General features: G+C 61.7%; 4 protein-coding genes. 1 reads left to right on the forward strand and 3 read right to left on the reverse strand.

Going from position 1 to position 2,692, the window contains the following annotated elements; all coding sequences use genetic code 11:
• The coding region (locus AC1D1P_RS20195; protein WP_477674191.1) for a 3'-5' exonuclease family protein at positions 1–337 on the reverse strand (337 nt) is incomplete at its 3' end.
• Between the two features lie 122 nt (positions 338–459).
• Here AC1D1P_RS20195 and AC1D1P_RS20200 point away from each other — a divergent pair.
• Positions 460–717 (forward strand): hypothetical protein, encoded by a 258-nt coding sequence (locus AC1D1P_RS20200; RefSeq protein WP_477670986.1) that lies wholly within the window; start codon positions 460–462, stop codon positions 715–717.
• 24 nt (positions 718–741) lie between these two features.
• Here AC1D1P_RS20200 and AC1D1P_RS20205 read toward each other — a convergent pair whose 3' ends face one another.
• Together AC1D1P_RS20205 and AC1D1P_RS20210 are read right to left on the reverse strand one after the other, a co-directional pair.
• Positions 742–1,467, reverse strand: a complete 726-nt coding sequence (locus AC1D1P_RS20205) for a site-2 protease family protein (RefSeq protein WP_477670985.1) — start codon at positions 1,465–1,467, stop codon at positions 742–744.
• Between the two features lie 13 nt (positions 1,468–1,480).
• Positions 1,481–2,473, reverse strand: coding sequence for a DUF2167 domain-containing protein (locus AC1D1P_RS20210; protein ID WP_477674192.1), 993 nt, complete (start codon positions 2,471–2,473; stop codon positions 1,481–1,483).
• Positions 2,474–2,692: the final 219 nt, after the last annotated feature.

The raw sequence follows: 2,692 nt of genomic DNA on the forward strand, positions 1-2,692 counted from the left end.
GGTCGTCCCCCAGGCCGAAGCCGGCCTTGATGATGGCAGGCGAGCTCAGCAGCAACCCGACCACGCGGCGGCATTCGGCATCTTCGAGCTGGAAGATCCAGGCCTTGTCGAGCGTCGAAAGCTGCACGATGTGCGGCCCTTCAGACGCCTCGTTTTTGGCAAAGGTCGGTTTCGACTCGGTGTCAAAGCCCAGCACCGTGGCGCCGGCCAGGGCCTGCAGCGCTGCGGCGGCCTGGGCCGGTGTCGCCACCACCTGGATCTGTCCCAGGCTCAGCCGGTCGAACGGCTCCAGCAGGGCAATTTCTTCTTTTCCGGGGGTCGGGTGACGCTCTGTCATGGGTATTGGGGCATAAGTGGGCAAAAAACAGGGCTGCGGCAAGGTCTGTGCAAGGCTAGAGCTTACAGTCAGGGTTGGCGCATTACATCGGACGCCCCCGACCGCCCTCACTCACCCACATCATGGCAGCAGCACAAAGCATCACCACCGAGCAATACAAGCTCTTTCCGTCGCCGCGCAACCGGCACCGCACGATTTTTCTGCACCAGGTGTTTGTGCCGCACTCCTTCATGCTGATCGACATGGAAAGCTACGGGCTCAAGGGCAAATACAGCCTGTTCGGCGCCTGYCGCCTCGCCGACATGCGCATGGGGCAACTGGTGACGATGGAGCTGCCCGAGGACGAAGCGACCTTCAATGCGAAGTTTGTGCCGGACTGACACGAGCCGCGCATTCAGCCCGATTTACCGCATGCCGCTGACGCCGCGCAGCATTTCATGCACATCGTGTGTCATCACCGCCAGAAACGCCGCCAGGGCCAGGTAATAAAAGCCGTACTCAAACCGCGTGGCGGCGCTGGTGGCGTAATAGGTTTTCGCTTCTTCGCTGTCTGATTTGTAGCGTATGGCCTTCAGCAGCTGCGGCCCGGCCAGCAGCGCCATCAGGATCAGCATGGGGCTGGGCCGCCAGAAGAACAGGCCCACCAGCACCGGCACCCCCAGAAACCAGATGCGCGGCGACAGCACCGCGGTGATGCGGCCTCCGTCAAACGGAGACAGCGGAATCAGGTTGAAGAGGTTCAGGAAAAAGCCGGAATAGGCAATCGCCAGCAGCAGGTTGCTGTCCTGGTCGCGCGCCAGAAAATAGCAGGCCAGCGCGCCTATCGTGCCCAGCAGCGGGCCGCCCAGGCCCACATAGGCTTCGGTTTCGGCGTCATGCGGCATGTCCTTGAGCTCCACCCAGGCGCCCACAAACGGAATGAAGGTGGGTGCGCCCACATTGAGGCCGCGCTGCCGCGCGGCGATGTAGTGGCCCATTTCATGCACAAACAGCAGGGCCACAAAACCCACTGCGTAGCGCCAGCCGAACAGCAGCGCGTAGGCAAACACCGAAATCAGCATGCTGCCGCCCGTGAGCAGCAGCTTGCCGAACTTGGCGCCGGTGAAAAGCAGCAGCAGGAGTTTCGTCACGCGAAGGTGCTTTTCAGGCGGTAGGCGGCGCTGGGGGTTTTGCCGGGGTGGTTGACGCGTTTGCTGCACTGCCGAATGCGGCAGGAACCGTCTCCTGCTCGGCGGCCGCGACCGGCATGGGCGCTGCAGCCGGTTTGCGCTTGAAGTATTTCAGGAACACCGCGCCAAACCCCGCCACGGCCAGAAAGATCACCTTGGCAAACTTGGCAAAAAAGAGTGCGGCGACGGCGAAGAAGCCGAGTTTTTTCGCGGCCACGCCCAGCACCAGCGCGGCCAGGCCGTATTCGGCCACCTTGTCGGTTTTGGAATTGAAATCGGCATAACGTTTGCCGTCGTTGTATTGCAGGGCCGACAGCAGCTCCGCGGCGACGGGTTTGTCCTTCGGCAAATCATTCAGCGCCGTCACCAGGTTCAGGCTGAAGTAGCCCTCACGCCCCAGCGCGTAAGTGTTGTAGTTCACGCCCTGTGCGGCATCGGGCGCTGCGCCGCGGTCCTTGCTGGACATGGCCCACACCAGCCGGTGGGTGGCGGCGTTATAGGCCGGCTTTTCGGCCCAGCCGACAATTTCCATTTCAGGAAAACCCATCTTCTTGCGTTCGCTGTTCGAGGCTTCCGTGCCTTCGCGGTAGCTTTTGAGAAGGTCGTCGGCGTTCCAGTCCTTGGCGTCGTCGTCTTTCACGTAGCCTGCGGACTCAAAGCGCACCGTGACAAACCAGGAATCGTTGGCCGCGGGAAACACCAGGCCCTGCAGCCGCGAATCCTTGCCGGGGTTGCCCATGGCATTGAGAAGCCTGGTGGCCTGCGGCTGCGGCACAAAAATGCGGCCGGCCGGCAGCTTCAGCACGGCCTGGTCGGCCAGGGGAATATCCTGCGGGCCTTCCTTGGCTGCGGCGCGGGCTTCCGCCCAGATTTTTTCGGCTTCGTCTTTTGACATCGGCTGCGCCAGGGCAGCACCGCAAGACAGTACAACCGCCAGCGCACAGATGCGCGTCCACAAATGGTTCATCAAGTCCTCCCTGTTGGAATAAATTTCCGGATATTCTGACACGGGCTTTGGTGGAACCGGCGGCTTGTTTGATCTGGATCAACAGCGCCCCTGATCGCCTCCCTATAGTCAAACTGGCTGCACGGTGTCCGGTTGGCTGTTGCCGGGTTGGCTGGCCGGCAGGGTGCATCCGTTAACCAGGGGAATATCCATGAGCATCCATCACGTCAGCTACCACAG

The organism is Polaromonas sp. P1_E1_2 (assembly GCF_056406035.1).

What these genes read in the sequence shown, in the direction of transcription:
- AC1D1P_RS20210 (WP_477674192.1), bottom strand. Translation starts at nt 2,473, where the DNA reads ATGAACCATTTGTGGACGCGCATCTGTGCGCTGGCGGTTGTACTGTCT.